Genomic DNA, 16,620 nt, shown 5'->3' with positions numbered 1-16,620 from the left:
ATTTCCGCCCATTTTTTCTCACACTATTTAAAGGTACTAAGTAACATGGACTCCATGCTGCTTTATATGATCGATTTGTTCGGTACCGCTGTTTTCGCTATCTCTGGCGTATTACTGGCGGGCCGTTTAAAAATGGATCCATTCGGCGTTATCGTGCTCGGCAGTGTGACTGCTATAGGTGGCGGAACAATCCGAGACATGGCGCTTGGTGCCACTCCCGTATTTTGGATAACAGATACGACTTACTTATGGGTGATATTTGTTACGTGTCTACTAACCATGCTTGTTATTCGAAGACCCAAGCGACTCTCATGGTGGGTATTACCCGTTTGTGATGCCATCGGTCTCGCTGTGTTTGTGGGAATAGGAGTAGAAAAGGCACTCGCCTACAATGCATCTGGGATGGTCGCGGTGATAATGGGGGTTATTACTGGCTGTGGCGGTGGCATTATACGAGACGTGCTGGCTCGCGAAGTTCCTATGGTATTAAGAAGTGAAGTCTATGCTACGGCATGTATTATTGGCGGCATCTTCCATACGATGGCGGTAAACATGGGTTATGACCACTCAACGGCTTTACTCGCTGGTGTAACCTCAACGCTCATTATACGTCTCGGTGCGATTCGTTGGCATCTATCCCTGCCAACTTTCGCCATTAACCGTTAAACACCAACAACATCACTCATCATGGAGTCGACCAAGTGTCGGCTCCTCTCATTTATGCTCATTTGAGTCGCCAATTCTTGGGCAATTCGCTAAATTATCTCAACCATTCCTAACTTTCATTAATCATTATGTTGCTTGAAGGTATTGAAACGTTACTTGTCCTCAGTAAAGAAAAAACCATGAGCCGCACGGGCAGTCAACTCTATATTAGTCAATCTGCCGTGAGTAAACGTATTTCAAATCTAGAGAAGAAGTTAGGAAAAAAATTAATAGAGCCAAATGGTCGGCACATAAAGCTGACCTCCGATGGCCTTGCGCTCATCAACACGATCGAGCCAACGTTCAATGAGTTAAGAGGTCAGATCTATGATCAACAACAAATAGAAGATACTTCTTTGATCAAGATAGACTGCTCTGAAACCTTAGTCGCTGGATACCTCAGCATGATCATGGCAGAACACTTTGCCCATGATCAGTACATACGAATATCGACCAATCATACGCCACGCATTATTGAGAATGTGAAATCAGGCAAAGCTACATTGGGATTTTGCGCTGGCTATCTACCACCTCATCATGGATTAATGAGCCTTCACCTCGCCGATGAACCTTTCTCAATTGTCAGTCGACATTCACTTTCACAACTACCTAAAGCTATTTTGACCAATGACCTAACTAACCCTGCCAACACATATCAACAAGCTATTTTATCCAAACACGGAATCGAACCTTTGATGGAAATGGATTCGTATACTGCGGCAGCACAACTGGCTTTGGGAGGTATGGCTCCCGCTTTAATCCCTAAATCTATCCTAACGACACTTAATATCACACCTAAGTTCTGCTATGACTTTGAAGAGCTAGATCAGTTAGTTCGGCCAATACATATCTGCTTACGTCACAGCACATATCGTAGCGAGCGAGTTAAAGCACTGACAGAATCCATTGCTGATGTTGTTGCCAAAGAAGTTTCGTTGCCATAAGCATCGACATCACTATAACTAGAGGACGAATCCATTTTTGCCCTTTACTTACCACGACCTTCGCCCCTAACTGAGCACCAAGAAAACCGCCAACAGCCATAGTTAAGCCAAGCTTCCACACGGGCAACCCAGCTAAGATAAAAAAGAGTAGTGCCGCTATGTTTGACGTGAAATTGAGGATTTTGGTTCTAGCTGTGGCTTCGACCAAAGAAAAGTGACCTAGTGCAACAAAACAAACAGTAAAAATAGATCCAGTCCCAGGGCCAAAAAAGCCATCATAGAAGCCGATCCCGCCACCAATGCATAGCGCAAACATCGCTTCAGATAACTTTGGTTCTCCATCGATTTTTCGCGTACTTGGCGCGAGTAAAAAATAGAGGGAAATGGCTATCAAAAGAACAGGGATCAAACTGGTGAGTACGCTAGCATCAATAAACTGCACAGCCTCGGCACCGATTGCAGCACCTATAAAAGTGCAGAGTATCGCAAAACGCATTTCCTTTAAGCTGACAATACCGTTACGCACGAAATACCAGCTAGCAGAGAAACTGCCAAACGAACTTTGTAACTTATTGGTTGCTAGAGCTTGAGTCGGACTCAACCCCGCAGCCAAAAGCGCAGGGAGCGTAATGAGCCCTCCCCCACCAGCCATCGCATCAATAAAGCCTGCGGCAGTCGCAACCAAAAATAAGACCAACAAAATTTCAACCGTGATTTCCACTACACTTCCTTTTTGAAGAGGTATCAAAGAGGAAGAAACGGTAGCACTTATTCACAAAACTACCAATGGAAAGTCAAGACACCAATCTATTCCTAATTTTCATAGAATTAATGCTTAAACTTGACTCCAAACTTTTATATAAAATTTAGTTGTCAGAAAGAATTGAATCACTGTCACAAATCTATTCCTGATAATGAGATCAAACGCTTACCTTTAAATATAAAACTAGACGAATATGAAAGATCTGTTCAGCATGTAGAGTTTACATTGTCAGCGCTCAAGGCCCGATATCTGAGGAAAATACATGACTAGCAACTACCCTTTATCACGACATCAATCCTCAAAAAATAGTGGTAGTATAAGCACCTACCCACTTTATAAATCAAATCATCAACATCGAAATCAAGAAACCATTATCTTATCTATCGAGAGCTTCGATATCGTTGTCAAGAACAATGTAAAAGATAAAGCGAAATTAGAACGTTGGGAAAAGATAAAGGGAATGTTTGAAAATACAGCAAACTATTATGCTACAGGACAGGACTTAGTTTTTATAACCAACTTATCAAACTATTTGTACGGAAATAATAGCTCTGTTATCGTTAAAAATTATTCTGGAGCTCCACATATCATACTCACAGGCTCCCCTGCTATGCACTCAAAGCTTTCTGGATTAGGAAAATTTCTTCCCACTCCAACTGTGGCAAAGTTCGCTGTTGGACCAGAAGGGGCATTACAATCCATTAGAAGTGGGGGCATAATAACAATTATCTTAATATCCACATACAGAGTGATTGACTTTTTCCTCAATGACCGTCAAACCTTAGCCAAACTATTTGGTACTTTAGCTAGTGATATAATCACTATCGGGTTATCGTCAGCTGCAGCAGCTATATTTGTAAACTTTGCCGCAGCAGTGGGTGGCAGTGTTGTAACTTTAAGTGCTGGCCCATTATTAGGGGCTATTTTGATAAGCTCGGCTGTAGGTCTTTTATTGAATAGAGAAAATGATAAACGAGGTTTAACACAGAAGTTAATAGCCTCTATAGATATTTACTTAAAGCAAAGAGATATAGAAGCAAAGAGAAGAGCAAAAGAAGAATATAATGAGATTCAACGTAAAACTCAAAGTATGATTTTCTCGCAAGAAATACAGCGAGGTTTGTTACGATGAAAAAAGGGAGTTACGACCGAACGCAAGTGTTTTTTTATTTAATAATTTTATTAGCATCAGCAATATCACTGTTAATATATGGTTTTGATGGATTGTCAGACTTTTATCTTAACATCTATAATAATGAAAGTTATTCATCTTTTGATCAGGCTGATATTTTGATTATAGGCTCTAGTTTGATCTTATTTGAATGCTCTAGAATGTCCGTAAAAACATTAAAATCAAATAATTTCCTAACTAAAAGTGAGTTTAAAAGCTCTAGTAAGATATTCCTAACTATATCGGTAACTAGTTTTTTTCTTCTTTATCCCTCGCTACTAGCAGCAGATGTTTTTGCAAAAAGTAACGGATACTCTCTTGATACTGAAGAATCAACTTATAACTTAGTCTTAGAAAAAAGAACCTATCGAAGCACTCCATAGTTAGTATGTTTTTAAGCTCGACACTGCTTATTTTAACTTTTTCTAATTACCTATCTGCTTAAAGAGTTATGGTCGGCTTAATACCTCAGTCCTACAGCATTAATTTTGTTGCAGCAAGTGGTAGTACTATTTCTTCATCTTTGGGTACATCGCTTGCCATCATTAGCTTGATGATCTTCAAAAGCGAAGCATACCAATCGTTCCTAGCACACTTTAATGCTCTTCATTTTAGAAAAACCTCGATATAAAAAAGCCCGCTCAAATGAGCGGGCAATGAGGTTGTCATGTAAGCCCTGATTAATGAGCTTACTGATTTTTATCTGTTACGCGTCTAGACTCGCTTTCACTTTAGCGTGTAACTCTTGAACCGAAGTTACTGACGCTTTTGCGTCTGCAGTATGAGACATACATGTAGCGAACGCTGCATTCAGTGTCGTTGTGTAGTTCACTTTTTCTGCCAGTGCACCACGTCGTAGAACTTTCGAATCTTCAATCGCTTGACGACCAGCAGCCGTGTTTACGATGTAGGTGTATTCGTTGTTCTTGATGCGGTCAAGAATGTGTGGACGACCTTCGTGTACTTTGTTTACCAAACGTGGGTTAATACCCGCTTCGCCCAGAATTACAGCAGTACCGTGTGTCGCATCCAACTGGTAACCCAGTTTCACTAACTTAGAAGCTAGGTCAACAACACGCTCTTTATCACCTTCACGTACAGACAGTAGCGCACGACCACCTTCAGGATAAACCGCACCACAACCTAGCTCTGCTTTAGCGTAAGCTTCTGCGAACGTTGCACCCACACCCATTACTTCACCTGTTGAGCGCATTTCAGGGCCCAATAGAGGGTCAACACCAGGGAATTTGTTGAACGGCAGAACCACTTCTTTCACTGAGTAGTAAGGAGGGATAATCTCTTTAGTAAAGCCTTGTGACTCTAGAGATTGACCCGCCATTACACGTGCAGCGATTTTCGCTAGAGGAGCGCCTGTCGCTTTCGATACGAATGGTACCGTACGAGCAGCACGAGGGTTCACTTCAATTAGATAAACGTCGTTATCTTTCACAGCAAACTGCGTGTTCATCAAACCGCGCACACCGAGTTCGAATGCTAACTTCTCAACTTGCTCACGCATCTTGTCTTGAATTTCCTGACTTAGCGTGTATGCAGGCAGTGAACATGCAGAGTCACCAGAGTGAACACCCGCTTGTTCGATGTGCTCCATGATACCGCCGATAACGACGCGTTCACCGTCACAGATAGCATCAATATCAACTTCGGTTGCATCATCCAAGAAACGGTCTAGCAGAACTGGAGACTCGTTCGATACGCTTACTGCTTCGTTGAAGTAGCGACGCAGGTCTTGCTCGTCGTACACGATTTCCATCGCACGACCACCGAGTACATAAGATGGACGAACAACTAATGGGAAGCCAATTTCTTTCGATTTCTCAACCGCTTGCTCCATCGTTGTTACTGTCGCGTTTTCTGGCTGAAGTAGACCTAAACGGTCAACAGCGGCTTGGAAGCGTTCACGGTCTTCCGCACGGTCGATAGCATCTGGGCTAGTACCAATGATTGGCACACCAGCCGCTTCTAGAGCACGAGCCAGTTTAAGTGGCGTTTGACCACCGTACTGAACAATCACACCTTTTGGTTTTTCAACGCGAGCGATAGACAGTACATCTTCCAGAGTTACTGGCTCGAAGTACAGACGATCAGACGTATCGTAGTCAGTAGATACCGTTTCTGGGTTACAGTTAACCATAATGGTTTCGTAACCGTCTTCACGCAGCGCAAGTGATGCATGGACACAACAGTAATCGAATTCGATACCTTGGCCGATACGGTTTGGACCGCCACCAAGAACCATGATCTTATCTTTGTCTGTTGGGTTTGCTTCACATTCTTCATCGTAAGATGAGTACATGTAAGCCGTGTCAGAAGAAAACTCTGCTGCACATGTATCCACACGTTTGTAAACCGGATGAATATCAAACTGCTCACGAGCACGGCGAATTTCACTTTCAGCGACACCAAGCAACTTAGACAAGCGAGCATCAGAGAAGCCTTTGCGTTTCATCTGACGAAGCACTTCTTTGGTCAAACCTGCGTAGCCGCCCGCCTTGACTTGTTCTTCGAGTTTTACAATTTCTTCGATTTGAACCAGGAACCAGCGGTCGATTTGAGTCAAGTTGAACACACCGTCGACTGACATACCCGCTCGGAATGCATCGGCGATGTACCAGATACGCTCTGCACCTGCTTCTTTAAGTTCGTGACGAATCTTAGTCAGTGCATCTGGCGCTTCCAGATCGACCATCTCATCAAAACCAGTTGCGCCAACTTCTAGGCCACGCAGTGCTTTGTGAAGAGATTCTTGTTGGTTACGACCAATCGCCATTACCTCACCAACCGATTTCATCTGAGTTGTCAGACGATCGTTTGCACCAGCAAATTTCTCGAAGTTAAAGCGAGGGATCTTAGTTACGACGTAGTCGATAGTTGGTTCAAATGACGCAGGTGTTGCACCACCTGTGATGTCGTTTTGTAGTTCGTCTAGCGTAAAGCCAACAGCCAGTTTCGCGGCAATTTTCGCGATTGGGAAGCCTGTTGCTTTTGATGCTAGCGCAGAAGAGCGAGATACACGCGGGTTCATCTCGATGATGACCATACGACCATCTTTCGGGTTGATACCAAACTGTACGTTTGAACCACCTGTTTCAACACCAATCTCACGTAGAACGGCTAGCGATGCATTACGCATAAGCTGGTATTCTTTGTCAGTCAGTGTTTGTGCTGGAGCAACCGTGATTGAGTCACCTGTATGGATGCCCATTGGGTCAAAGTTCTCGATTGAACATACGATGATACAGTTGTCCGCTTTGTCACGAACGACTTCCATTTCGTACTCTTTCCAACCGATTAGTGACTCATCGATAAGAAGTTCGTTGGTCGGAGATAAGTCCAGACCGCGACGACAGATTTCTTCGAACTCTTCTTTGTTGTACGCGATACCACCACCAGTGCCACCCATGGTGAACGATGGACGAATGATACAAGGGAAGCCAACCATATCTAAAACTTTGTAAGCTTCTTCCATGCTCTTCGCTGTATCTGCGCGAGGACACTCAAGGCCGATAGACTTCATCGCTTTATCAAAACGAGAACGGTCTTCCGCTTTGTCGATTGCATCAGCCGTTGCACCAATCATCTCTACGCCAAACTCTGCGAGAACGCCGTGCTTCTCTAAATCTAACGCACAGTTAAGTGCTGTCTGACCACCCATAGTTGGCAGAACTGCATCAGGACGTTCTTTCTCGATGATCTTGCGTACAACTTCCCACTGAATCGGCTCGATGTAAGTCGCATCTGCCATCTCTGGGTCAGTCATGATGGTTGCTGGGTTAGAGTTAACCAGGATAACTCGGTAGCCTTCTTCGCGAAGAGCTTTACACGCTTGTGCGCCAGAGTAGTCAAACTCACATGCCTGACCGATAACAATCGGACCAGCACCAAGAATTAGAATACTTTGAATGTCAGTACGTTTTGGCATTATCTACTACTCCGAATTAAGCGCTGTGTTTTTTGATTAGTTCGATAAAGTGGTCAAATAGCGGTGCCGCGTCATGTGGACCAGGGCTCGCTTCTGGGTGACCTTGGAAGCTAAATGCTGGCTTGTCTGTGCGGTGGATACCTTGCAAAGAGCCATCAAATAGCGATACGTGAGTAGCACGTAAGTTTTCCGGTAATGTTGCTTCATCTGCCGCAAAGCCGTGGTTTTGCGAAGTGATCATCACAACGTTACGCTCTAAATCTTTTACTGGGTGGTTTGCACCGTGGTGACCAAACTTCATTTTCACCGTTTGCGCACCTGATGCTAGCGCCAGAATTTGGTGACCTAGACAAATACCAAAAATTGGCAGGCCTTTTTCTAGGAACACTTTGGTTGCTTCAATCGCGTAAGTACATGGTTCTGGGTCACCAGGGCCGTTCGATAAGAATACGCCATCTGGATTTAGTGCCAGAACTTCTTCCGCTGACGTTTCTGCAGGTACAACCGTTAAGCGGCAGCCGCGGTCAACCAACATTCGTAAGATGTTGCGTTTTGCGCCAAAGTCGTAAGCGACAACGTGGTATGGCAGCTCGCTGTCATCTTTCGCCTCTGGAAGTCCACCTTCAAGCGTCCACGAACCTTGCTTCCATTGATACGCTTCTTTTGTTGTAACTTCTTTCGCAAGGTCCATTCCTTTTAAGCCTGGGAATTCTTTTGCTTTCGCTAGTGCCAAAGCTTCGTCTAGGTTGTTGCCCGCAACAATACAGCCGTTTTGAGCACCTTTTTCACGCAGGATACGAGTGAGCTTACGAGTATCGATATCAGCGATGCCAACGATATTTTGAGACTTAAGATAATCAGAGAGGGATTGTTCGTTACGGAAGTTAGAAGCGATTAGAGGAAGATCGCGAATCACAAGGCCTTGTGCATGAATGGAAGAGGATTCTTCATCTTCGGAAGTGGTTCCGGTATTGCCAATATGAGGATAAGTGAGAGTGACGATTTGCTGAGAATAGGAAGGATCAGTGAGGATTTCTTGATACCCCGTCATCGAGGTATTAAAAACGACTTCACCAACGGAAAGACCATCTGCCCCTATGGACACTCCGCGGAACACTGTCCCATCTTCTAGGACCAACAGTGCTAATTTACCCAAGACAACCTCCAGAATAAAAATGCAAAAAAAATAAATCAAACTGCAAACATGCCTTCCTTTACCTATAAAATCTACATAAATAGGTATTTCAGACAAATTGGCGGTATTCTAAAGTTGGACTCGAAACCTGTCAACCTACAATCAAAAATAAATGATTAATTTCTAGCGAGTAAGGTCATTTTGAATCAGTAAGGCCCAAAAAGATAACTTTTACATGCTATTACATAGAGAGGCATAGAGGTTTAATGAATTTTACAAATTTGAACTTTTTAGAGTTCACAAAAAAGTATGAGTTTTTCACGCAAACGTTCACCCAACAAAAAAGACATTAGTTTTTAGACATCAAAACCCAAAACACCCACAAAACAACCAAAACAACAACAAAAGTAAGCACCAAAATACTTTCTGTTAGAATCATTTCATTTACAACTAATTCTATAGATATAAAAAAGCCGGCTACCGCCGGCGAATAATTATGTATTTAGAGTTCATTCAATCCCAAAACATCTGTCATGGTATAAAAGCCCGCTGGTTTGGCACTCAACCAAACAGCGGCCTTGACGGCGCCATTAGCAAACGTCATACGATCGGTCGCTTTGTGCGTTATCTCCACTCGTTCCCCGATATCAGCAAACATGGCTGTGTGCTCACCGACAATATCGCCAGCGCGAATTGTAGCAAAGCCGATCTCATCTTTAGTACGTTCACCTGTGATACCTTCTCGCGCATAGACAGCTACATCATTCAGCTTGTTGCCCATCGCACCAGCAATGGCTTCGCCCATCCCGATAGCGGTACCAGAAGGAGCATCAACTTTATGACGATGATGTGCTTCGACAATCTCAACATCACAGTAGTCGCCCATCACTTTGGCTGCTTTCTCAAGAAGCTTAAATACTAGGTTCACACCAACAGAGTAGTTAGGAGCCATAACAACAGGCACTTGCTTAGCGGCTTCGTCAATCAGTTCACGCTCTGCATCACTGAAACCAGTCGTCCCAATCACAATACTCTTTCCATGCTTCTTACACAGTTCAAGATTCGCCAACGTACTTACTGGGGCAGTAAAATCGATGATTACATCAAAATTATCGACGTCTTTAGCAAGATCATCCGTTAAGAACACATCGAATTTGCCTTCACCACAAAGTTCACCGATATCGACACCGACAAGTGAGGACTCAGGTCGTTCTGATCCCGCGCTCACTGTCGCCTCTGGGTTAAGGTGTGAAGCTTTAACCAAATTACGGCCCATTCGGCCTGCTGCTCCTGCGATTGCAATACGAACCATTGCGCTTTCTCTCCTTCTCTGGATAACGAGGTTTGCTCTCGTTCTCTCGTTTCGCTTAATCTATTTAAACTAACAACATACCGTGGTTACCACAAGCAAGTTCATCAGGCTTAAGCGAACTCTTTTACGACACGCTCCAAGATAGGCACGTTCGCTTCAGGAAAGGCATAGTTACCCAATTCTCTTATCTCAACCCAGCGACCTTCTTGACCTTCTCGGCCGTAAGGCTCATTACTGAACTTAGATACCGTAATAAAATCAAACTTAAGTGATTTGTCTGGATAGTCATATTCCAAATGCTCGAAAAGGGCTTGCTCAGTAACTTCAATTCCTACTTCTTCTTCAAGTTCTCTTGCTAGAGCATGTTCAATACTTTCTCCTGACTCGACTTTCCCGCCGGGAAACTCCCAAAACCCGCCTTTATGCTTGTCGTCTGGACGCTTTGTAATAAAAATTTTTGATTTGTCTTGGTTAAAAATAATAGCCGCGACTATGTGAATTCTTTTCATAGGGGTTCCTAACTCTCAAGCCGTTACACTTCAACGGTCTTTGCATCTCTAAAACTATCCGATGCTATCAAAACTTATGAAATTCGACAGCCACAGAATTTGCTTAAAAAAAGAGCCGCCTAGGCGACTCTTTAAAAAATTATCTGACTAATACGTTAGTCGATCTTGCCGTGGCACTGTTTATACTTCTTACCACTACCACAAGGGCAAGGCTCATTGCGACCTACTTTACGTTCATCACGTACCATTGGCTGACTTGAACCTTCTTCAGATTCTTCACCTTCAGAAAGAGGGTTTTGTGCTGCTGCGTGTTGCGCTTGAGCACGACGAGCGGCCTCTTCAGCTTGCGCACGACGTTGCTCTTCCATACGTTCAACTTCTTCTTGTTGCTGAACTCGAACGCGAGATAGAACAGTAATCACATCAGTTTTCAGCGCTTCTAGTAGACCTTCAAACAGTTCAAACGATTCACGCTTGTATTCCTGTTTCGGGTTCTTCTGCGCATAGCCGCGTAAGTGAATACCCTGACGCAAGTGATCCATTGCTGCCAAGTGCTCTTTCCAAAGCGTATCCAGAGTTTGAAGCATAACCGATTTCTCGAAGTTACGAAGCACTTGCGCACCCACCACTTCCTCTTTCTCTTTGTACACTTCAACGGCTAGATTGATGATCTTCTCGCGTAGCGCCTCTTCGTAAAGCTTATCGTCTTCTTCAAGCCATTGCTTCACTGGTGCATCAAGATCGAAGTCTGCTTTCAAGCGCTCTTGCAGACCTTCAACGTCCCACATATCTTCTAGTGATTGTGGCGGGATGTACTCATCAATAACCGCTGTTAGCACATCTTCACGGTTTTGCTCGATCATACCGCTGATGTCTTCAACGTTCATCAATTCGTCGCGCAGCTCGTAGACAACCTTACGCTGATCGTTCGCCACATCATCGTATTCTAGTAGCTGCTTACGGATATCAAAGTTACGACCTTCCACTTTGCGCTGTGCTTTTTCAATTGAGCGAGAAAGCATTTTCGATTCAATAGCTTCACCTTCTTCCATACCACTTTGAATAAGGCTCGCCATACGATCAGAAGTGAAAATACGTAACAAAGAGTCTTCCATAGATAGGTAGAAGCGCGATGAACCCGCATCACCTTGACGACCAGAACGACCACGTAGCTGGTTATCAATACGGCGAGATTCGTGGCGCTCAGTACCAATGATGTGTAGACCACCAGCATCTAGTACTTGATCATGTACCACTTTCCACTCTGCTTTAATCGCATCGATTTGTTCTTGAGTTGGGTTCTCCAAAGCTTCCACTTTTGATTGCCAACTACCGCCAAGCACAATGTCCGTACCACGACCGGCCATGTTGGTCGCGATAGTTACCGCACCAGGCATACCCGCTTCAGCAACAATTTCCGCTTCCTTTTCATGGAATTTCGCATTCAGTACGTTGTGTTTGATCTTCGCTTTCTTCAATGCGTTAGAAAGAAGTTCTGATTTTTCAATCGATACTGTACCAACCAATGTTGGCTGACCTTTCGCAACGCGCTCTTTGATATCTTCAATGATTGCAGCAAACTTCTCAGCTTCGGTACGGTACACCACATCCGGCATATCGTTACGAATCATTGGTTTGTTGGTTGGGATAACCACCGTTTCCAAGCCATAAATAGATTGGAACTCAAACGCTTCAGTATCCGCAGTACCTGTCATACCAGACAGTTTTTCGTATAAGCGGAAGTAGTTCTGGAAGGTAATCGAAGCCAAAGTTTGGTTTTCGTTTTGAATCTTAACGCCTTCTTTCGCTTCTACTGCTTGGTGAAGACCTTCAGACCAACGACGACCTGGCATTGTACGACCAGTATGTTCATCAACAATTACTACTTCACCTTCGTCAGTAACGATGTAATCAACGTTGCGCTCAAACAACACATGAGCACGCAAAGCGGCATTCACGTGATGTAACATGCTGATGTTAGTCGGAGAGTAAAGTGTGTCACCCTCTTCCATAAGACCATTTTTCACCAACAGTTCTTCAACGTACTCTTGGCCCGTTTCTGTGAGGTATACTTGCTTTGATTTCTCATCAACAGTGTAGTGACCATCACCACGATATTCTTCAGAGTCTTCTTTGTCTTGCTTTTTAAGATGCGGGATCAAAAGGTTGATTCGGGTGTATAGCTCAGAGCTATCTTCAGCAGGACCAGAAATGATTAAAGGGGTACGAGCTTCATCAATTAGGATTGAGTCCACCTCATCGACAACTGCAAAGAAGCGTTCACGTTGTACGCGATCTTCGCTACGGAAAGCCATATTGTCACGAAGGTAATCAAAACCAAATTCATTGTTCGTTCCGTACAAGATATCAGCTTGGTACGCTTCTTTTTTCTCTTGAGGAGGCATGTTTGGCACGTTTACGCCAACAGTCATACCTAAAAATTCAAATAGAGGGCGGTTTGTCTCTGCATCACGTTTAGCTAGATAATCGTTCACTGTTACAATGTGAACGCCTTTACCAGCCAGGGCATTTAGGTAAGCAGGAAGCGTTGCCGTCAGCGTTTTACCTTCACCCGTACGCATTTCAGCGATTTGACCCGCATTTAGAACCATACCGCCGATAAGCTGGACGTCGAAGTGGCGCATACCGTAGACACGCTTAGATGCTTCACGAACCGTAGCAAAAGCTTCTGGAAGTAGTTTATCAAGAGTTTCACCTTTCTCTAGGCGCTCACGGAATTCAACCGTCTTTGCTTTTAACTCTTCATCACTTAGAGCCTCGAATGTTGGCTCATAGTTATTAATTTCTTTTACAATTTTTCTAAGGCGGCGCAGTGTTCGGTCGTTGCGACTGCCAATCACTTTTGTCAGTAGCTTAGTTATCATTTTTCGTGAATCTCTCTTTATTCAGACCGTTCCCGATCTACTCATAATGCCTTCAGTCTCTGCCAGTTTGGAACTAAGAATACTGAGATAAATCATTTATCAAAGATATTGAGTTCAAACATCCATATTTCAAGGCTAAGTTTTGAAACAATGTGGCTTAGTGTAAGGATTTTTAATCGATACAACCATAAATAGACGTATTTGTTTGAAGCACTCTGAAGTTTTTACTTAAAGTGGTGACTGATTAGCCGATATTGCATACCGCAATATGTGTAATCCATCCAGAGCAAACTTTGCTTTTTACCTTGCTACATTGTAAAACTGAATCTAAAGACGTTAATGTAAACTATACCTTGATAGAAAGCTGCTCTAGAATAGCTATATCTCAACAAAATTAGATTTTACCTATGCGTGATCACCGTCCAACCTCGACTGAAGATGTTATTGCTGAGTCACAGTTCAAGCAGATTCAAGAACATGCTGGAGAAATCTTACAGCTTAACCAAGCTTTGCAAGAGGTCTTACCCACGGGGACGGCCGATCATTGCCGAGTAGCGAATGTTCGTAACGGCCATCTATTGATCGATGTCTCTAGTGCCGCGATCAAAATGAAGATCGATTACGATCGCCTCATGATCCTAAATAAACTTCGTACTCAAGGCTTTGCCAAGCTGATGAGCGTTGAAGTGAGGATCAATCCTTCACTATATCGAAACCGCTTTCAACAAGACGACAGACCTAAGCGTCCACCACTAACCGAATCTGCAGCAAAGTCATTAATGACGATTGCCGACATGGCGCCACCGAAAATTCAAGAGCGTTTAAAACGATTAGCCGATATGGCAGAAAAGGAAGATCGTAAGTGAACGTTATTTCAATATGCTGAAAGCTTGAATGTTATTGATAAATCCAGGATTAAAGCCAAATAGCAAAAAACCAGGCATAAGCCTGGTTTTTTATTAATTCTAATGCCAAGTATTTACGCAAGCACCATATTTGGTTCTGCGAATGCTACTGGTGAGCCGACTTCTTCTTCGAATGTAGTCCACTCCCACGCTTCCTGATCTGCAAGAACAGCACGTAACAGTTGGTTATTTAAACCGTGGCCAGATTTAAAGGCACGGAATTCACCAATGATTGGGTGGCCACACATGTAAAGGTCACCAATCGCATCCAACACTTTGTGAGTCACAAACTCATTTTCAAAGCGTAGACCTTCTTCATTAAGAATACGGTAATCATCCAAAACGATAGCATTGTCAAAACTACCACCCAAAACTAGGTTTTGAGATTGTAGATATTCGATATCACGCATAAAGCCAAACGTACGTGCTCGAGAAATCTCACGAACAAAGCCTTTTGACGAGAAATCAAACAGCAAACGTTGCTCGTCTGATTCAATCGCTGGGTGATTAAACTCAATTTCGAAGTCCATACGGAAGCCGTTAAATGGTACAAATTCTGCCCATTTATCACCATCTTCAAAACGAACTGGCTTTTTGATGCGGATGAAGCGTTTTGGCGCATTTTGCGTTTCGATACCTGCTTGTTGTAGCAAGTATACAAATGGGCTTGCACTACCATCCATGATCGGAATTTCAGGTGCGTCTACTTCGACAACAATGTTATCGATGCCCATACCAGCAAGTGCCGCATTCAAGTGCTCAACAGTTGAAATACGCACACCTTCATCGTTTACCAATGCAGTACAAAGCATGGTGTCACGAACCGAAGCTGGATCAGCTGGAAAATCTACAGGTGGATTTACATCTGTACGACGGTAAATGATACCTGTATTTGCAGCAGCCGGGCGCAGAGTAAGTGTGACTTTACGACCAGAGTGGAGACCCACACCAGTTGTTTTCACTATTTCTTTCAGAGTACGTTGTCTGATCATCTGCTTGCCTCTCAAAAATTTGCTACAAAACACGGCCGTCTGTAACGTCGACCGTGAATGCTACCATAATTTTGAGCCATGTCAAATTTATGGGTTAAAGATTAATCAGCCTGACGACGCAAAAATGCCGGTATATCTAAATAACCACTTTCCTTTTCTTGCTTTGGAGCCGCAGAACTTTGGCTCGACGAAGCTGGAGAAGAAGGAGCAGTGTTTGTCGGCTGAGGAGTTACCTGTGGCTTCTCTTGCACTTGATTATTTTGCAAGGTCTGTGCCGGTTTTTCTTCAGCTTGCGTTGCCGCTGCTTGTTGCTGTGGTTGAGCTTGCGGCGTCGGTGCCACTTTAGCTTTACCACCCGCAACTAGCGTGATATCTGGCTTTTTCTCATTACCAATACCTGTCGCTACAACTGTTACGCGGATTTCGTCAGTCATATCAGGGTCTAGAGAAGTACCGATAACAACAGTCGCATTGTCAGAAGCGAATGCCTTCACTGTATTACCAACCGTCTCAAACTCGTCAAGACGCATATCCAGACCAGCAGTAATATTGACAAGAACACCACGAGCGCCCGCTAGATCGATGTCTTCCAGAAGTGGGCTAGAAATTGCCATTTCAGCCGCTTCTTCAGCACGGTCTTCACCTTTGGCGATGCCGCTACCCATCATTGCGTGACCCATTTCAGACATTACAGTTCTTACGTCCGCAAAGTCGACGTTGATCATGCCAGGGCGAGTAATTAGCTCAGCAATACCTTGAACGGCATTCTTAAGAACATCGTTAGCGCTTGCAAAAGCTTCTAGTAGTGTTACACCACGACCAAGTACTTTAAGTAGCTTTTCGTTTGGAATCGTGATCAAAGAGTCAACATGCTTAGACAGCTCATCGATACCTTGCTCAGCAAATGCCAAACGCTTTTTACCTTCAAAACTAAACGGTTTAGTTACTACCGCTACTGTTAGAATGCCAAGCTCTTTAGCCACTTCAGCAATAACAGGCGCTGCACCAGTACCGGTACCGCCACCCATACCAGCTGCGATAAACACCATATCGGCGCCAGTCAGGGAATCTTTAATTCGATCTCTGTCTTCGAGAGCTGCGTCACGGCCAACCTGTGGATTAGCACCTGCACCCAGACCTTTAGTGATATCACCACCGATCTGAATAACATTGCCAACGCTTGTCTTACGAAGTGCTTGCGCATCAGTGTTGACGCTGATGAATTCCACACCTTCGATGGATTCACGCACCATGTGTTCAACGGCGTTACCACCGCCGCCACCAACCCCAACGACCTTGATTACTGCATCGTCAGACATTTCCATCATCGGTTCAAACATGTGTTGTCTCCGTTTATCC

At 43.9% G+C, this 16,620-nt stretch carries 13 protein-coding genes; 5 read left to right on the top strand and 8 right to left on the bottom strand.

The window, feature by feature from the left end; all coding sequences use genetic code 11:
• Positions 1-45: 45 nt before the first annotated feature.
• The gene (locus tag R7E42_RS15485) at positions 46-666 is read left to right on the top strand and encodes a TRIC cation channel family protein (RefSeq protein WP_182015950.1); all 621 of its coding nucleotides are present in this window, start codon (positions 46-48) and stop codon (positions 664-666) included.
• 128 nt (positions 667-794) lie between these two features.
• Positions 795-1,649 carry a LysR family transcriptional regulator gene (locus R7E42_RS15480; protein WP_005387379.1) on the top strand — a complete coding sequence of 285 codons (855 nt, stop codon included), beginning with the start codon at positions 795-797 and terminating at the stop codon, positions 1,647-1,649.
• On the opposite strand, the gene R7E42_RS15475 is transcribed toward R7E42_RS15480, so the two are convergent.
• Entirely contained in the window at positions 1,591-2,370 is a 780-nt protein-coding gene (locus R7E42_RS15475; RefSeq protein WP_138938959.1) for a TSUP family transporter, read from the bottom strand. The genes R7E42_RS15480 and R7E42_RS15475 overlap by 59 nt on opposite strands.
• A gap of 304 nt (positions 2,371-2,674) precedes the next feature.
• Here R7E42_RS15475 and R7E42_RS15470 point away from each other — a divergent pair, with 304 nt between their 5' ends.
• Together R7E42_RS15470 and R7E42_RS15465 are read left to right on the top strand one after the other, a co-directional pair.
• The gene (locus R7E42_RS15470) at positions 2,675-3,544 is read left to right on the top strand and encodes a hypothetical protein (RefSeq protein ID WP_017633622.1); all 870 of its coding nucleotides are present in this window, start codon (positions 2,675-2,677) and stop codon (positions 3,542-3,544) included.
• Complete coding sequence (locus R7E42_RS15465; RefSeq protein WP_017633621.1) at positions 3,541-3,966, top strand: hypothetical protein; 426 nt, start codon at positions 3,541-3,543, stop codon at positions 3,964-3,966. The genes R7E42_RS15470 and R7E42_RS15465 overlap by 4 nt, the downstream gene beginning before the upstream one ends.
• 323 nt (positions 3,967-4,289) lie before the next feature.
• Here the strand turns inward: R7E42_RS15465 and carB are convergent, their stop codons facing one another.
• The 5 genes from carB to secA all read right to left on the bottom strand — a co-directional run bounded on the left by carB (position 4,290) and on the right by secA (position 13,364).
• On the bottom strand, positions 4,290-7,523 hold the full coding sequence (gene carB, locus R7E42_RS15460) for a carbamoyl-phosphate synthase large subunit (RefSeq protein WP_005381854.1): 3,234 nt from the start codon (positions 7,521-7,523) through the stop codon (positions 4,290-4,292).
• 16 nt (positions 7,524-7,539) lie between these two features.
• Positions 7,540-8,679: a glutamine-hydrolyzing carbamoyl-phosphate synthase small subunit gene (gene carA / locus R7E42_RS15455; RefSeq protein ID WP_017821483.1), complete on the bottom strand. Its 1,140-nt coding sequence runs from the start codon at positions 8,677-8,679 to the stop codon at positions 7,540-7,542.
• A 481-nt stretch (positions 8,680-9,160) separates the two neighbouring features.
• A complete protein-coding gene (dapB, locus tag R7E42_RS15450; RefSeq protein ID WP_005381860.1) occupies positions 9,161-9,970 on the bottom strand; it encodes a 4-hydroxy-tetrahydrodipicolinate reductase in 810 nt (269 codons plus the stop codon).
• 110 nt (positions 9,971-10,080) lie between these two features.
• Positions 10,081-10,479 carry an 8-oxo-dGTP diphosphatase MutT gene (gene mutT / locus R7E42_RS15445; protein ID WP_005387387.1) on the bottom strand — a complete coding sequence of 133 codons (399 nt, stop codon included), beginning with the start codon at positions 10,477-10,479 and terminating at the stop codon, positions 10,081-10,083.
• A 155-nt stretch (positions 10,480-10,634) separates the two neighbouring features.
• Entirely contained in the window at positions 10,635-13,364 is a 2,730-nt protein-coding gene (gene secA, locus R7E42_RS15440; RefSeq protein WP_005387389.1) for a preprotein translocase subunit SecA, read from the bottom strand.
• Positions 13,365-13,771: 407 nt separating this feature from the next.
• On the opposite strand from secA, the gene R7E42_RS15435 reads away from it, so the two are divergent.
• Entirely contained in the window at positions 13,772-14,230 is a 459-nt protein-coding gene (locus tag R7E42_RS15435) for a DUF721 domain-containing protein (RefSeq protein ID WP_033906094.1), read from the top strand.
• 113 nt (positions 14,231-14,343) lie between these two features.
• On the opposite strand, the gene lpxC is transcribed toward R7E42_RS15435, so the two are convergent.
• Positions 14,344-15,261, bottom strand: coding sequence for a UDP-3-O-acyl-N-acetylglucosamine deacetylase (gene lpxC, locus R7E42_RS15430; RefSeq protein ID WP_005381871.1), 918 nt, complete (start codon positions 15,259-15,261; stop codon positions 14,344-14,346).
• A 101-nt stretch (positions 15,262-15,362) separates the two neighbouring features.
• Positions 15,363-16,601, bottom strand: a complete 1,239-nt coding sequence (ftsZ, locus tag R7E42_RS15425) for a cell division protein FtsZ (RefSeq protein ID WP_017633617.1) — start codon at positions 16,599-16,601, stop codon at positions 15,363-15,365.
• Positions 16,602-16,620 lie beyond the last annotated feature (19 nt).

It is taken from the genome of Vibrio sp. Vb1337, assembly GCF_033338715.1.
Classification (GTDB): domain Bacteria; phylum Pseudomonadota; class Gammaproteobacteria; order Enterobacterales; family Vibrionaceae; genus Vibrio; species Vibrio alginolyticus.
The sequence above is the reverse complement of the archived record's forward strand: the minus strand, read 5'-3'. Positions and strand labels throughout refer to the sequence as shown.